The organism is Gordonia sp. UBA7599 (assembly GCA_002477755.1).
Classification (GTDB): domain Bacteria; phylum Actinomycetota; class Actinomycetes; order Mycobacteriales; family Mycobacteriaceae; genus Gordonia.
The window spans coordinates 1-14,675 of the sequence record DLKD01000004.1 but is presented as its reverse complement, the minus strand read 5'-3'; the positions used below and the strand labels follow the sequence as shown (position 1 = coordinate 14,675).

The window sequence follows — 14,675 nt, the reverse complement described above, 5'->3', positions numbered from 1 at the left end:
TGCCGGGCCGCGGCGGTTGTGCTGGATTACTCGAACTTCTTGAATCCGGCGGCCTCGGCGTCAGCCTCGGTCGCGAACCAGATCTCCGCGATCGTCGCCTTGTAGGCGCGCGATGCGGGGGTGTGGTACAGGCCGGAATCTGCGTTGCCCTTGATCGGGAACCCCTTCGGCTCGGCATTGCCGGGCAGCGGGAGGTGCGAACCCTTGGGCAGCGGAACGGTGGTCCCGTCGGCCTTGGTCCAGGTCGCCGCAGCCGCACCGGCTGCACCAGCCGCACCAGCGACAGTCGCGGCGCCAGCAGCACCCTTGTCCTTGATGTCCCCGACGAGGCCCTTGGCGTCGGCGCCGAGATCCTCGGCACCACCCTTGACCTTGCCAGCGAGATCCTCGGCGCCGTCCTTGACCTTGTCGAAGGCGCCTTCGGCGGCACCCTTGACCTTGTCCCCGGCACGACCGGCGGCACCAGCGGCATCCTCGGCCGCATCCTTGACCTTGCTACCGGCCGCCGCAGCAGCAGTACCGGCGGCAGCAGCCGCACCGGCTGCACTGGCAGCAATCTTGCCGCCCGCACCCTTGACCGCGCCGACAGCGCCGTCGAGGTTCGGGGCCTTCAGATCGGGGGCGTGCAGGCTCACGTTGTGGCCCTTGCCCTTACCGGTCAGCAGTCGCCACAGCCACGCCAACAGCAGCAGGCCGCCGATGATCAGCAGCGGCAGCAGCAGCCACCACCAGTTGAAGCCGCTCGTCTTGGGTGCGGAGACGTTGACGTCGGGAGCGTTGATGTCGGGCGCATTGACGTCCGGCACGTTCACATTGGGGGCACCGACGTTCGGCAGGTTGATCTTGGGCCAACCCGGCAGGCTGAGCGCCGGCCACTTCAGGCCACCCAGCTTGGCACCGAGGTCCGGCAGCCCGATGTCGGGCAGGTTGATCCACTTGCCGGTCTTGGCATCAAAGGTGAGCGTGCCGTTGGCGAACTTCTGCGTGATGATGTCGCCGTTGACCTCGGCGGCACCAACCGGAACGCCGAGCGCACCGGCGATCTGCGGATCAGCCAGAGCAGCTGCGAACGGGCCGCGGACGACCCAAGCACCCGTCTGAGGGGTCCAGTAGATCTTCGGATGGTCCTCGGCAGCGAACTCGGCGTAGCGCGCACCCTCGGGTGCCGGTGCGACGCCCTCGCTCTTCGTCGGGAAGCCCAACGAGCCGGTCGGGCCCTGCTCCTCGACGAACTTGTCGTTGATCGCGCCGTAGAGGACCTGCGCGCCGGTCTTGTCAGACCAGTAGATCGCGCCGCCGGCGTACTTCTGCTCGAAACCGTCGCCGACCGACGTGACGTCGCCTTCCTTCTCACCGAGACCGGTGTTGCGGAAGCCCTGGTCGGCCGATCCGTCGGCGACTGCGGCGGCGGCCTTGTCGATTGCACCGCGGGCATCGTCGGCCGGAGCCGCATGCGCGAGCGGGGCGACGAGCATCAGTGAACCGGCCGCGGCAACAACACCCACCGCGAGCCGGCGCAGGGCGTGCAGCCCTGAATTCTTCTGTACGGGTTTCACTCCGTGCACTCCTTGTCCTCATGGCAGGTTAAATCCATACCTGCACATAGCTTGCTACACGATCGCAAACTGTGCAGCGGAATCGTAACGACACCCAGAAGGTCCCACCGGAGTGAAATCTCGAGTTGGTTGCCGATAGCCACCCTAGTGCCGCAACAGCGGCGGCGGAACCTCCTGGTGGCTGAATCGTTACTTTCACCCGCGATGGATGAAAGACCCCAGGCAAGGGGTTGGTGCAAGAGTCGTCACCGAGAACAATGACTGCGCAAGAAACCGACCTGCCGATGCAAAACAGAATCTGGAGAGCCCCATGACCGACTCGACACTGCCGGAAGCACTTCATGCCTGGCACCGACTCGTGAGCAACCCCGACCGCGATACCCTCCGAAGTCTCCTCAGCGAGGACATCGTGTTCCGTTCACCGGCCATGTACAAGCCCAAGCACGGAAGAGAAGCGGTCGAGATGTTTCTCTGGGCAGCGCTGAGTGTGCTCGCTCCGAGCATTCAGTACCACCACGAGTGGATCGATCGCGACGACAATTCCGCGGTCCTGCTGTTCACCGCCGACGTTGCGGGGCGAGAGGTCAACGGAGTCGACATCGTTCGTTGGGGTCCTGACAACCGACTCACCGAATTCACCGTCATGATCCGGCCCCTCCAGGGCCTGCAAACGGTCATCGGCGCGATCGGAGAGCAGTTGGAGGCCGACCGATGAGTCCATCGAAATCGGTGTTCGCCGCAGGCGGCACGATCGGTGTCGACCCACGGTCGCAACCCGCAAGACAGTTGTGCTCCCGGTAGGATTCGAACCTACGACACCGGCTTTAGGAGAGCCGTGCTCTATCCCCTGAGCTACGGGAGCGGGATGCGCGAATGCGCATGTCACACTATTTTCCGGCCGCCTCCACGCGGGCAGCGATCGCGTTGACGAAAACCGAGCGGATATCGTTCGGCGTCTTCGCGGTATAGGAGGTGCCACCGGTCGCATCGGCGATCATCTTCAGCGCCTTGGCATCGGCGCTGTCGGAGATTCCAATGGTCAGGATCAGCACGGGCCGCGCCGGGTCCTGCATCTTCTTGAGCTCGCCCAGCAGATCCTCGAGACCGATGCTGTTGGCATCCTCGTTGGTCCCGTCAGTCATGATGATGACCGAATTCGAGTAGTTCGGGTCGTAGGTGCTCTGTACCTTCTTGTACGCGGCGAGCGTGGTGTCGTACAACCCGGTTCCACCGTGGACGTCGGTGAGTTCGCTCTTCACGGTGTCGGCGAGCACCTCGCGATGCGTCCGGCCGTCAGCGGATCGGGCACCCAGTGGTCGGATCTGCGCGGCCTCCTTGTAGTCGATCCCGGGTCCGCCGCGGTCGATACTGAATACCCAAAAGCCGATCTGGGCGTTGTTCGGGAACATTTTCAGCCCGGACAGCGACGCCTCGCGCATCAGGTCCGCGCGCGTGCCCGAGCCCGTGCTGGCAACCATCGAGCCGGAGACATCCTCGACGACGAGCGTCCGGATGGGGATCGCCAGGACCTGCCACTGGCGCAGCGCACGGTCGACCTGCGCTGGATCCTTCAGGGTCAAGGGCTTCACGTCCCCGACGCCGGCACCGTCGGCCAGGGGCTTGCCCTGCGCGTCGCGGAAGAACGACCGTCCCAGGATCTGCTTGCCCTCGCTGGAGTTGATTGCGTCCGTGAGGGCTTTGCCGGCCTTCTGCGCGGTCTCACTGCGGTCCTGCCCGGCCGTGTTCACCAACGGATAGTCCAGGATGACATCGCCGTCCTGCGGGGTGGCAGCCTTCAACTGCGAACCCTGGTGCGTCTTGGTGAACAGCACGAACTGCTGCTCGGTGGTCAACACCGGGATGTCGGCATTGGTGTTGGCCAGGTTGAGCCGGTATCCCTCGGAATCGTTGGCCGTACGAGCATTGTTCTGCTGGACGGCCAGGATCGTCATGGCATCGATCAATTGCTTCTGGGTGATGCGGCCGGTGTCGACCTCGGCCAGCGCACCCATGATCGGGACGTCGCCGATGGTCGTGTCGATCGGCGAACCCATCCGCAGGTTGGGCAGCTTCATCACGTCGACCCAGCTCTTGAGCGTGGAGACCTGCTGTCCGGTGACGACGACCGGGCTCTTGGCGATCGAGTCGGCAACGGCTGGCAGTGGTCGCTTCACCTGCTCACTCACGCGCCGGACCTGTGCCGACGAGTCGCCGACCCACAGGTCGGGCGTCTTGTCGGGGGAGGTGAGGTGCGCCGGGACGTCGGGACCGGGCAGCGCCGTCACGGTGAACGCATAGCACTTCCCGGCTGCGGACTCGGCGACCTCCTTGAGGGGGCCCGCCAGCGCCGGGTCGACGGCGACGGTGACCGGCTCGTCCTTGCACCCGAACGCACCACCGCGCCAAGCGACGAACCCGCCGACGAGGGCGAGGACGACCAGCAAGGAGGCGATCGCCCAGATCAGCCCCGAGCGGCGGGGCGTGCTGGTGTCGGCGTGCTCAAATCCGAACCCGGAATCGGTGGTGGCGTGTCGGCTCATTTCGACTCCTCAGCGACGAAGACTGACTTGAAGTTCTCCAGCGACCGGTGCAAGTCGTCCCTCGTGGCGAGCGCCGCGGCCTTGCCTGCCGGACCGATCAGCGGCAACCCGCCCAGATCGATTTCGAAGGTCACCTTCGCGCCGTCGCCGTCGGGGGTGATGGCCAGGTCCAACTTGGCCTTCACACCACCTTTGCCGTCGCCCTTGAGGCGGACCTCGTGCGGTGGGTCGAACTTCTCGACGGTCCAATTGAATCGGACTCGCACACCTTTAAGCTTGACCACCGAGGACACCTTGACACCCTTGGTCAGATCGCTGGGCGCGGGGACCTCGCTGCGCCACCCGTCGTGCAGCGTGAGCCACTCGTCGTACTGGGACAAATCGGAAGCATGGGCCCACGCGTCCTCGACGGACATGTCAACACGCACGGAGTCGCTCACCTTGGCCATGAGACATCAGCCTACTGTGCTAACGCGGGCCCGGGAACTGTTGGGCTGTCACCTCGTCGGCCACGGCGCCACGGTCATGATCACCGAGGTAGAGGCCTACGACGGGGTGAACGACCCGGCGTCGCACGCCTTCACCCGGACGCCGCGGTCGGAAATCATGTATGGACCGCCGATGCGGCTCTACGTCTACCGCCTCCACGGACACCACTGCGCCAACGTCGTGACCGGTCCCACCGAGAGCGCGAGCGCCGTGCTGATCCGCGCTGGACGCATCGTCGACGGCGTCGACACGGCGCGCGAGCGGCGCCTCAGCGCCCGCGACGACGACGCGCTCGCTCGCGGGCCCGGCAACCTCACCCAAGCGCTAGGGATCACGATCGAGGACCTCGGTACCGACTTGCGCGACCCGTCACCGGTGACGCTGCGCCCCGCCGGCGCGGCAATCGATGCCGCGCGCATCCTCAGCGGGCCGCGCGTCGGCGTGCGGCGCGCCGCGGAGCAGCCGTGGCGGTTCTGGCTTGCCGACGAGCCGTCAGTGTCGGCCTACCGCCGTCACCCGCGAGCCGGGGAAGCCAACTCCTCGTCGTCGACATCGTCGTCGAACTCGTAGGCCAACGGGCGGTCCTCGGGGACGAATCGGGGGATGAGGCGATTGACCACTTCGATCGCGACCATCCCGACGACAGCGAGCCCGAGCCCGACGGCGTTGTTGCCCCAGTTCGACGAATCGAGGTTGAACCACTCCTGTGTCTGGTGCCAGGTGAAGATGACGACATAGGCCAGCGCTGAGACGACCAGCAGTGCGATCTTCCACCACGTGTAAGGCCGCGCAACGACGACGAGGACGTAGAAGGCGGTGGCGATGAGCGCCATCAGCGTCGCGGTGGACGCCTGCGCGACGGCGGGCGGCACATGGTCGGCCTCGATGCCCAACCGCGGGCCGTCGGATCCACCCGGATTGACCAGCACGAACGTGATGAACGTGACCAGTCCGACGATGATCCCGTTGGGCACCGCGTGGGTCAGGACCCGCTTGACGAAACCGGTGCGCGCGCGCTCGTTGTTCGGGGCCAGCGACAGGACGAAGGCCGGGACGCCGATGGTGAACCACGCCGAGATGGTGATGTGGATCGGCTGGAACGGGTAGGCCAACGACGCGAAGCCGAAGATCTTGCCCGCGACCCCGGCGATCCCGACCAGCAGTGCGAGCAGGACCGCGTAGACCGTCTTGGTGAGGAACAGGTTGGCGACGCGCTCGATGTTGCCGATGACGCGCCGGCCCTCGCCGACGACGTAGGGCAGCGTCGCGAACTTGTTGTCGAGGAGCACGATCTGTGCCACCGACCGGGCCGCGGAGCTGCCCGAACCCATTGCGACGCCGATATCGGCGTCTTTGAGGGCCAGCACGTCGTTGACGCCGTCGCCAGTCATCGCGACGGTGTTGTGGCGCGACTGCAGCGCCTTGACCATCGCCCGCTTCTGGTCTGGCCGGATCCGGCCGAACACGGTGCCGTCGGTGACGACCTCGGCCAGCTCGTCGGTCTCCTTCGGAAGCTGCCGGCCATCGACAGCGTTCTCGACCGATCCCAGTCCGAGCGACGCCGCGACGGCGCCCACCGAGCGCGCGTTGTCACCGGAGATCACCTTCACCGCGACATGCTGTCGCTCGAAGTAGTCGAGGGTGTCCTTGGCGTCGGGGCGCACGCGCTGCTCCAAGATCACCAAGGCCACCGGCGTCATCTGATCGACGGCGCCGGGCTCGTCGACCGCGATGTCGGTGCGGGCCAGCAGGAGCACCCGCAGGCCGGTCTCGCCGATCGCCGTGGCCTGGGCGGACACCGCGCTGGACGGGTCGAGCAGGATGTCGGGCGCGCCGATCAACCAGTTGCCCGCCGACGATCCGGACGCGTCGGCGAATGACATGCCGCTCCACTTGAGCGCCGACGAGAACGGCTGCACCGACGTCGCCGTCCAATTGGGGCCGTCGGGGTAGGCCTCGCCGATGGCTTCGATGCTCGCGTTGGGGCGCGGGTCGGCCGCCGCCATTGCCGCGAGAACCGCGCGGGCCTGCTCCTCGTCGACGCCGGAGCCATCGATCAGCTGCAGTTCCGACAGCCGCATCCCGTTCTCCGTCAGCGTGCCCGTCTTGTCGGCGCAGACAATGTTGACGCGGGCCAACCCTTCGATGGCCGGCAGCTCGTTGACCAGGCACTGCCGCTGACCGAGGCGGACGACGCCGACAGCGAAGGCGATCGACGTCATCAGTACCAGGCCCTCGGGGACCATCGGGACCAGGGCCGCCACCATGCCCAGGATGCCGGGCTTGACCGACTCCCACGCGAGCGACCCGTCACCGGCGATGAACAGCTGGTTGATGATCGTGAGGATGCCGGCCGGGATCAGCAGCCACGTGATGACCTGCAGGATCTTGTTGATGCCGTTGCGCAGCTCGGAATCGACGAGGGTGAACTTCGATGCCTCGGCCGCCAGCTTCGCGGCGTAAGCCTCGGAGCCGACCTTCGTCGCACGGTAGGACCCTGATCCCGACACGACGAAACTGCCCGAGAGGATCTTGTCGCCGACCGCCTTGTCGACGGCGTCGGCCTCACCGGTAAGCAGGGATTCGTCGACGTCGAGCGCCGCGGACTCCACCGTCTCCCCGTCGACGACGATCTGGTCGCCGGGCCCCAGCTCGATGATGTCGTCGAGGACGACTTCCTCGGGCGCCACCTGGACCGCGACGCCGTCGCGGCGCACCGCCGGCTTGGCCTGTCCGACGATGGAGAGCCGGTCGAGCGTCTGCTTGGCGCGGATCTCCTGGATGATGCCGATACCGCTGTTGGCGATGATGATCAGCCCGAAGAGGCCGTTCTTGAACGACCCGGTGGTCATCACCAGCGCGAAGAGGACGCCGAGCATGGCGTTGATGCGCGTGAACACGTTGGCGCGGATGATCTCGCCCACGGTCCGGCCGGTCTTCTCACCGGCGACGTTCACCTGTCCGGCCGAGACGCGCTGGGCGACTTGCGCCGCGGTGAGCCCGCGCGCGGGGTCGACCGGATCGGTCCGTTCCGGGGTTTCGACGGTCACGTCGACTCCTTCCACCAGTCAGGTGCGACCGTGGCGGTACCGGTGCGACGGGTGACGTCGAACTCACCGCCCGGTTGGGGGATGACGATGTCGACCCGGGATCGGCCCGGTGATGGGGCCGCTGCATCCGAGAGCCGCGCGGCGGGTTCGCCCCACCTGTGTCGCGCGAGGTTGAACGTACCCCAATGGATGGGCAGGAGCAGCGCGTCTTCTCCACGCGTCAGCATCCGGTGGATCGTGACCGCTTCCTCCGGGTTGACGTGGATGTCGGGCCACAACGGGTCATAGGCGCCGATCGCGATCAGCGTCAGGTGGAACGGACCGTGGACCAGGCCGACGTCGTCGAAGGACTCGCTGAACCCGGTGTCGCCGGAAAAGAACACCCGGTGGCGCGGACCGATCACCGCCCAACTCGCCCACATCGTCACGTTGCGGTCCAGGCCGCGGCCGGAGAAGTGGCGTGCGGGCACCGCGACGAACTTGAGATGACCGCTGGCGGTGGGGACCACGACATCGGAGTCCCACTCCGCCATACGGATCCGGTCGGCCCCGATCCCCCACGACCGCAGGTGTGCGCCGACGCCGAGCGGGCAGACGAACACCACGTCCGGCTGCAGGCGGGCGATTTCCACAACGGTGGCGGTGTCGAGGTGGTCGTAGTGGTCGTGGCTGATCAGCACGACGTCGATCGGCGGGAGCTCGTCGACGCTGCAGGGCAGCGGGTGCAGCCGGGCCGGGCCGACCGCTTGCGACGGGGAGGCGCGTCGTGAGAACACCGGGTCGGTGAGGATCCGCGCACCGTCCAGCTCGACGAGCACACTGGCATGTCCCAGCCAGGTCGCCGCGAGGTCGCGCGGTGAGTGTGCGAAGTCGGGGTGGTCACCATGACCTTGCGGGTGGGCCGTCCGGGGCGCCGGATCATGTCGCCCAGCGCCGCGGCGGGGTTACCCATCATCGGCGACGGCGGATCGGCATTGGCGAACCGCCCGTCGACGAGGAATCTCGATCCGGCTACTTCGGCGGCGATCGCCTCGAGGGTGGCGCCGATCGCCCGGGCGGGGGGCACCCCGACGCCCGCCAGCCGCCCGGTCGCGCCCGATATTGCACCGCGTACCGCCGACGATGCGCTATGGCGAATTCCCTTGTCCGTCACCGCATCCAATGTACCGAGCGGATGCACGTTAGGATCGACACATCAGGACACATGTCCGAGAATTCCGGGGGCAGACGGAATGAGGTTGCGATGGCGCGCATGTCGGTCGAGGAGCGTCGAGAGGCGCTGATCGAAGCCGCCTACCGGGTTATCGCCGACCACGGGGTCGAGGGCGCCACGACGCGAAGGGTGTGCGCCCAAGCCAACATGCCGCTGGCCAGCTTCCACTACGCATTCGAGTCGCGAATGGCACTGCTCACCGCCGTCATCGACCAAGCGGTGCCGCGCAGGCACACCTCGCTGGCCGACGAGATCCGCGAGTACACCCCTGCCGGAGACCTGCCCGGTGACGGACTGGCCGGTGTCGAGCGCGAGGTCGATCAGTCTCTGCAGGCACTGTTCCTCCTCATTGTGAAAGACCCCGGTCGTGTGCACGCCACCATGTCGCTCGCGCTCTACTCGCGCCAGCAGGAGGAACTGCGCAAGGCCGGCCGCGAAATGTGGCAGCGGCTCTACGAACTCGGAACCGCGACACTCGAATCGATCGCACAACGTCACGGCACCAACTGGTCTCTGCCTTCGGAGAAACTCGGGCCACTGCTCATCGCGGCCACCAACGCCGTCGGGATGGTCTACCTGACGACCACCGACGAGAAGCAGACCGAACAGGTCATCGATGCGATCAAAGACTGGATCATGACGTATGCGGTGGCAGCCGACGAGAGCGATTCCAGCGGCGAATAGATTGGTGGGCGTGGAAACCTGGTTCGATGACCCGGAGGCGTACTGGGCGGGGATCGACGCCGCCGTGCGGGCTGCGCGGCTACCCGCGCCCGTCCTGGCGGTCGACGCGATTGCGCTTGAACACAACATCGCCGACCTGAGGCGCCGCGCCGGCGGGGTGCCCATCCGCGTGGCGAGCAAGTCCCTGCGCGTGCGATCGGTGATCAGCGACATCCTGCGACGCGACGGCTTCGCCGGAGTGTTGGCCTACACCGTCGACGAGGCACGCTGGCTCGCCACCGCCGCAGAGATCCCCGACGTCTTGCTCGGCTATCCGTCGGTGTCGACGGCCGCCATCGGCCGCCTCCTCGCCGACGAGACCGCGGCGCAGCGCGTCACCCTGCTTGTCGACTCGCCCCGCCACCTCGACGTCATCGATGCGACCGTGGCACCGTCGGGACGGCGACCGGTGCGCGTGGCCATCGACCTGGACGCGTCGCTGCGTTACGCGCGCGGGATGGTCCACCTCGGCGTGCGTCGATCCCCCATCCACTCGGTGGCCGACGCCGCTCGGCTCGCCGCAACGATCACCCGGCGCCCCGGCTTCACGCTGGTCGGAGTCATGTCCTACGAGGCGCAGGTCGCCGGGTTCGCCGACGACGCGGCGGGCGCGATGCGCAACCAGGCGATCGGGGTGATTCAGTCGCGGTCGATGCGGGAGCTGATCGCGCGGCGCAGCAAGGCGGTCGCCGCGATCCGGGAGTACGCCGACTTGGAATTCGTGAACGCGGGCGGCACCGGGTCGCTCGAGGCGACCTCGACCGACCCGTCGGTGACCGACATCGCGGCGGGCAGCGGATTCTTCGGAGGTCACCTGTTCGACGGCTACTCGCACTTCCAACCCGCCCCGGCCATGTGCTTCGGCCTCGACATCGTCCGCCGCCCGTCGCGCGACATCGTGACCGCCCTCGGCGGCGGGTGGATCGCCTCGGGCCCGCCCGCACTCGATCGGCTCCCGAAGCCCGTGTGGCCGGCCGGGCTCTCCTACATCGGTTCGGAGGCCGCGGGCGAGGTGCAGACCCCGTTGCGCGGCCCGGGTGCCCGCCACCTCGGGATCGGCGACCGGGTGTGGTTTCGCCACACCAAGTCCGGCGAACCCGCCGAACACGCCAACGAGGTCGCGATCATCGACCGGGGCGCCGACGGCGGGCCGCGCGTCGTCGACGTCGTACCGACCTATCGCGGCGAGGGGAAGTGCTTCCTGTGAGCAGCACCGAGCATTGGGAGAACTGGGGCCACACCTACGAGGCCGACCCGACGGTGGTCGTGCCCGCCACTGTCGCGGAGCTACAGGCAGTCGTCGCCGACGCCGCCGCCTCGGGGCGCAAGGTCAAGCCGATCGGCGCCGGGCACAGCTTCAGCGGGATCGGGGTGCCGACCGACATCCAGGTGCGGCTGTCGCAACTGCGCGGCGTGGTCAGCGCCGACGCCGCTGCGGGCACCGTCACGCTGGCCGCGGGCACCCACCTGCATGAGATCCCCAGGCTGCTCGCCCCACTGGGCCTGGCCATGGCCAACCTCGGCGACGTCGACCGGCAGACGGTCGCGGGTGCCACGTCGACCGGCACCCACGGCACCGGCGCCGCCTTCGGCGGCATCAGCACCCAGATCGCCGGGGTGACGCTCGTGAACGGACGAGGCGAGCAAGTCCACATAACTGCCGATGACCCCGATCTGGCCGCCGCTGCGCTGGGCCTCGGTGCACTCGGCGTTCTGACCGACATCACGCTGCGGTGCGTGCCCGCGTTCCATCTGGAGGCGGTCGAGGCACCCGGCCGATTCGACGAGGTGCTGGCCGGATGGGACGAGACGATCGCCTCGATCGACCACTACGAGTTCTACTGGTTCCCGCACACCGACTGCTGCCTGACCAAGACCAACACGCGGCTCCCAGCGACGACGCCGGTGAGCGGACCGTCGTCGGTGCGCCGCTACATCGACGACGAGCTGCTCTCCAACAAGCTGTTCGGGCTGATGTGCGCGATCGGTCGGCGCGTGCCCGCCGCCGTCCCGACGATCAACCAACTCAGCGGGCGCGCGCTGTCGGCGCGCACGATCGTCGACTCGTCGACCAACATCTTCATCTCCTCGCGCGAGGTGCGCTTCCGGGAGATGGAGTACGCCATCCCCGTCGAGGCCGTCCCCGATGCGCTGCGCGAGGTGCGGGCGATGATCGACAAGCGCCGCTACCGGGTCAGCTTCCCGATCGAGGTGCGCGCCGCCGCCGCCGATGACCTGATGCTCTCCACCGCGGCCGGGCGCGAAAGCGGCTACATCGCCGTGCACCGCTACGCCAAGGACGATCCGGCGGATTCGGCGGCTTATTTCGCCGACGTGGAGGCGATCATGACCGCGCACGCCGGTCGGCCGCACTGGGGCAAGATGCACACCCGCGATGCAGACTACCTGCGCACCGTGTACCCCCGCTTCGACGAGTTCGTCGCGGTCCGCGACCGGTTCGACCCCGATCGGGTCTTCACCAACGACTACCTGGACCGGGTCCTGGGGGCCTGACCCCTCAGCGGCCTCGGAACACGGGGGTCCGCTTTTCTGTCCGCGCAGCACGCCCCTCGGCGAGGTCCTCGCTGAGCCAGGCCGCCTTCATGGCGTCTTCGCGCTCCTGCGGTGCGGCGTCGCGCGCCCCGTCGCCGGTCAGAACCATCTTGTAGTGCTGCAGGGTCAGCGGCGCCCAACCGGCGATTTGCGCGGCCCACGCCTGTGCGTCGGCGAGCCCGCCGATCCGGTTGGCGAACCCGACGCCCAGCGCGCGGTCGGCGGTCAACATGTCGCAGCCGATCAGGATGCCCCGGGCATGGCCGTCACCGACGAGGGAAGCCAGGCGCCGGATCGTCCATTCGTCGACGGCGACGCCGATCTTGGCCGCCGGGATGCCCACCGACGCCCCCGGCGCCATGACGCGCAGGTCGGCGACCATCGCAAGCTGGAGTCCGGCGCCCAGCGCGGTCCCGTTCAACGCGGCGATGACGGGCACCGGCGTGGCCTCGATCTGTTTGAGGACGGCGACGAGCCGGTCGATGAAGTCGAGGTCGTACACCGGACCGGACAGATCGGCGCCGGCACTGAACACCGCGCCGCGCCCGGTCAGCACGATGGCCCGGGCGCCGGAGTCGACGGCAGCGGTGAAGGCCGCCGACAGACCGTCGAGCATCTCCTCGTCGAGCGCGTTGCGCTTGACCTCCCGGTCGAGTTCGATCGTCGTGACGGCACCGTCGCTGGAGCTATGGATCATGACGGTAAACCTACCGCCTCTGGGCCTGTGGCGTGTGGATGGCTAGACTCTGCAACCATGCGCATGCCGAAGCTGAAAGTTACCGCAGCAGCCGCGTTCATCGGGCTCGGAGCAATCGCCGGAGTGGGCGCGGTGGCCGCCCCCGAGGCCGCCGCCAGCTGGGCCCACCCGGGCCGGGGCGACGTGATCTCTTTCGACGTCTATTCGGAAACGACGTGGACGACCGTCTCCTACATCAACGGCGGCAACATCCTGCGCCAGCAGCACTTCAACTTCCGCCCCGACGAGCGACAGGCCGACGGTCGCTTCCACCGTCGATTCAGCTTCCGCAGCGCGGTGCCCAACCAGATCCTCGCGGTGAAGATTCAGCAGGAAGGCATGCAGGCCAGCTGCAAGCTGTTCGTCAACAACAAGCTGAAGGTCGAGCGCACCGTAAACGGCGAGCGCGCCGCAGCGTTGTGCGGGGTGCGCGGCACCGAAGCGCCGCCACACGGGCTCAGCTGACGCCGAGCAGATCGATCACAAAGACCAGCGTCTTACCCGACAGCCGGTGCCCGGCACCTGCGGGACCGTAGGCCAGGGCCGGGGGCACCGTCAGCCGACGACGGCCGCCGACCTTCATGCCCGGAATGCCCTCCTGCCAGCCCGGGATGAGCCGGTTCAGCGGGAACTCGACCGACTCGCCGCGGCCCCACGAGGAGTCGAACTCCTCGCCGCTGTCGTACTCAACGCCCACGTAGTGCACGTCGACCGTCGCACCGGGGAGAGCCTCGGCGCCGTCGCCGACGACGATGTCGCTGATCACCAGTTCCGCCGGCGCAGGACCGTCGGGGAACTCGACCTCGGGCTTCTCGAGATTCGCCATGTCTACCGGTCTCCCATCGCGACGTAGTCGCGCTCGGTGTACCCGGTGTACAGCTGGCGCGGACGACCGATCTTGGTCGTCGGGTCGTTGTGCATCTCGCGCCAGTGGGCGATCCAGCCGGGCAGGCGGCCCAGGGCGAACAACACGGTGAACATGCGCGTCGGGAAGCCCATCGCCCGGTAGATCACGCCGGTGTAGAAGTCGACGTTCGGGTAGAGCTTGCGCTCGATGAAGTAGTCGTCGCTCAGTGCAACCTCTTCCAGGCCCTTGGCGATGTCGAGCATCTCGTCCTCCACGCCGAGGGATTCGAGGATGGAGTCGGCCGTCTTCTTGACGATCGCGGCGCGCGGGTCGTAGTTCTTATAGACGCGATGCCCGAAGCCCATGAGCTTCACGCCGTCTTCCTTGTTCTTGACCTTCGTCATGAACGCCTTGGTGTCGCCGCCGCTGCGCTGGATGTCCTCCAGCATCTCCAGCACCGCCTGGTTGGCGCCGCCGTGCAGCGGGCCCCACAGCGCGTTGATGCCGCCGGAGATCGAGGTGAACAGGTTGGCCTGGCTCGACCCGACCAAGCGCACCGTCGACGTCGAACAGTTCTGCTCGTGGTCGGCGTGCAGGATGAACAGGATATCGAGCGCGCGCTCAAGCACGGGGTTGGGCTTGTAGTGGTGCTCGGTGCGCTTGAACATCATGCTCAGGAAATTGCCGGTGTAGCTCAGATCGTCGTCGGGGTACACCACCGGCAGGCCGCGGATATGGCGGTACGAGAAGGCCGCGATCGTCGGCACCTCGGAGATCAGCCGCACGATCTGCTCGTTGCGGATGGCCGGGTCGAAGATATTGGCCGACTCGGGGTGGAAACTCGACGACGCGCCGACCGCGCTGATGAACATGCCCATGGGGTGCGCGTCGTGGCGGAAGGCGTCGATCAGGTGCTTGATATTCTCGTGAATAAACCAGTGCTTTTTGATCTCGGCTTCGAGCTTGGC

Annotated in this window: 13 protein-coding genes, 1 tRNA gene and 1 pseudogene; 6 read left to right on the top strand and 9 right to left on the bottom strand. The window is 67.4% G+C overall.

Annotated elements, in window-relative coordinates:
* Positions 1-26: 26 nt before the first annotated feature.
* Positions 27-1,556, bottom strand: a complete 1,530-nt coding sequence (locus tag B4L26_RS00190) for an LGFP repeat-containing protein (RefSeq protein WP_290714397.1) — start codon at positions 1,554-1,556, stop codon at positions 27-29.
* 208 nt (positions 1,557-1,764) lie between these two features.
* On the opposite strand from B4L26_RS00190, the gene B4L26_RS00185 reads away from it, so the two are divergent.
* Complete coding sequence (locus B4L26_RS00185; protein WP_290714396.1) at positions 1,765-2,271, top strand: nuclear transport factor 2 family protein; 507 nt, start codon at positions 1,765-1,767, stop codon at positions 2,269-2,271.
* A gap of 74 nt (positions 2,272-2,345) precedes the next feature.
* On the opposite strand, the gene B4L26_RS00180 is transcribed toward B4L26_RS00185, so the two are convergent.
* The 3 genes from B4L26_RS00180 to B4L26_RS00170 all read right to left on the bottom strand — a co-directional run bounded on the left by B4L26_RS00180 (position 2,346) and on the right by B4L26_RS00170 (position 4,545).
* Positions 2,346-2,418, bottom strand: a tRNA-Arg gene (locus tag B4L26_RS00180).
* Between the two features lie 25 nt (positions 2,419-2,443).
* Positions 2,444-4,096, bottom strand: a complete 1,653-nt coding sequence (locus B4L26_RS00175; RefSeq protein ID WP_290714395.1) for a substrate-binding domain-containing protein — start codon at positions 4,094-4,096, stop codon at positions 2,444-2,446.
* The gene (locus B4L26_RS00170; RefSeq protein ID WP_290714394.1) at positions 4,093-4,545 is read right to left on the bottom strand and encodes a type II toxin-antitoxin system Rv0910 family toxin; all 453 of its coding nucleotides are present in this window, start codon (positions 4,543-4,545) and stop codon (positions 4,093-4,095) included. The genes B4L26_RS00175 and B4L26_RS00170 overlap by 4 nt, the downstream gene beginning before the upstream one ends.
* Between B4L26_RS00170 and B4L26_RS00165 the strand changes: the two genes are divergently transcribed.
* A complete protein-coding gene (locus tag B4L26_RS00165; protein WP_290714392.1) occupies positions 4,544-5,155 on the top strand; it encodes a DNA-3-methyladenine glycosylase in 612 nt (203 codons plus the stop codon). The genes B4L26_RS00170 and B4L26_RS00165 overlap by 2 nt on opposite strands.
* On the opposite strand, the gene B4L26_RS00160 is transcribed toward B4L26_RS00165, so the two are convergent.
* Positions 5,098-7,635, bottom strand: coding sequence for an HAD-IC family P-type ATPase (locus tag B4L26_RS00160; protein ID WP_290714390.1), 2,538 nt, complete (start codon positions 7,633-7,635; stop codon positions 5,098-5,100). The genes B4L26_RS00165 and B4L26_RS00160 overlap by 58 nt on opposite strands.
* A pseudogene (locus tag B4L26_RS00155) lies at positions 7,632-8,797 on the bottom strand (MBL fold metallo-hydrolase). Before B4L26_RS00155 ends, B4L26_RS00160 begins: the two are co-directional and overlap by 4 nt.
* A gap of 81 nt (positions 8,798-8,878) precedes the next feature.
* Here B4L26_RS00155 and B4L26_RS00150 point away from each other — a divergent pair.
* Genes B4L26_RS00150 through B4L26_RS00140 form a run of 3 tightly spaced genes read left to right on the top strand, consistent with a single transcriptional unit; the run spans position 8,879 to position 12,085 of the window.
* Entirely contained in the window at positions 8,879-9,532 is a 654-nt protein-coding gene (locus B4L26_RS00150; RefSeq protein ID WP_290714389.1) for a TetR/AcrR family transcriptional regulator, read from the top strand.
* Positions 9,492-10,778, top strand: coding sequence for an alanine racemase (locus B4L26_RS00145; RefSeq protein ID WP_409563491.1), 1,287 nt, complete (start codon positions 9,492-9,494; stop codon positions 10,776-10,778). Before B4L26_RS00150 ends, B4L26_RS00145 begins: the two co-directional genes overlap by 41 nt.
* Positions 10,766-12,085, top strand: a complete 1,320-nt coding sequence (locus tag B4L26_RS00140) for a D-arabinono-1,4-lactone oxidase (protein WP_409563492.1) — start codon at positions 10,766-10,768, stop codon at positions 12,083-12,085. The genes B4L26_RS00145 and B4L26_RS00140 overlap by 13 nt, the downstream gene beginning before the upstream one ends.
* Before the next feature lie 4 nt (positions 12,086-12,089).
* Here B4L26_RS00140 and B4L26_RS00135 read toward each other — a convergent pair whose 3' ends face one another.
* Positions 12,090-12,821 (bottom strand): enoyl-CoA hydratase, encoded by a 732-nt coding sequence (locus tag B4L26_RS00135; protein WP_290714384.1) that lies wholly within the window; start codon positions 12,819-12,821, stop codon positions 12,090-12,092.
* A 57-nt stretch (positions 12,822-12,878) separates the two neighbouring features.
* Between B4L26_RS00135 and B4L26_RS00130 the strand changes: the two genes are divergently transcribed.
* Positions 12,879-13,325, top strand: a complete 447-nt coding sequence (locus B4L26_RS00130) for a hypothetical protein (protein WP_290714383.1) — start codon at positions 12,879-12,881, stop codon at positions 13,323-13,325.
* Here the strand turns inward: B4L26_RS00130 and B4L26_RS00125 are convergent.
* Together B4L26_RS00125 and B4L26_RS00120 are read right to left on the bottom strand one after the other, a co-directional pair.
* Positions 13,318-13,686 (bottom strand): FKBP-type peptidyl-prolyl cis-trans isomerase, encoded by a 369-nt coding sequence (locus tag B4L26_RS00125; RefSeq protein ID WP_290714382.1) that lies wholly within the window; start codon positions 13,684-13,686, stop codon positions 13,318-13,320. The genes B4L26_RS00130 and B4L26_RS00125 overlap by 8 nt on opposite strands.
* A 2-nt stretch (positions 13,687-13,688) precedes the next feature.
* Positions 13,689-14,675, bottom strand: a 987-nt coding sequence (locus B4L26_RS00120; RefSeq protein WP_290714380.1) for a citrate synthase, incomplete at its 5' end; no start/stop codon positions are given.